Source organism: Bradyrhizobium sp. 14AA, from assembly GCF_054185205.1.
Map to the genome: position 1 here is coordinate 1 of NZ_JAVAYM010000198.1, position 435 is coordinate 435.

Annotated in this window: 1 pseudogene; it reads right to left on the reverse strand. The window is 63.9% G+C overall.

The window, feature by feature from the left end:
- Positions 1-379: pseudogene (locus RAD15_RS43990) on the reverse strand (hypothetical protein); the annotation flags it as partial.
- Positions 380-435 lie beyond the last annotated feature (56 nt).

Here is a 435-nt window from a genome sequence, read left to right on the forward strand (position 1 = left end):
TCGGGTCCTGCCGCATCGCGCCATGATAATCGTCGTCGGGATACAACAGAGCGAGCGGTGCGTGGAATATCTGCAGCCATTCGCGATCCGCGATAAGCATCTTCCCGGTCGGCTGCAGGATGCGTTCGCGCGTGTCGAACGGCGACCGGCGCGTGGTCAGGAAATCCTGATCCTGCAGGCTGGTGACGAGGTCGTTGATCCGGCGGCCCGGCTCGACGCACAGACGCGGCAGGAAGGCGTTGAGCCGTTTCATGGTCAGCCAGGTTTCCGGCCGGTCGCTTTGCTCGCCCGCGGCGAGGCACACGATGAGCATGAAGGTGACCGCGCGATCATATTCGATCAGTGACCGCAGCCGGCGATCATAGCTGTAGAGCGACACGAGCCCATCGACGAGACATGTCGCTGCCTCGGGAAAGCGCGGATGCCCGCGGAGCG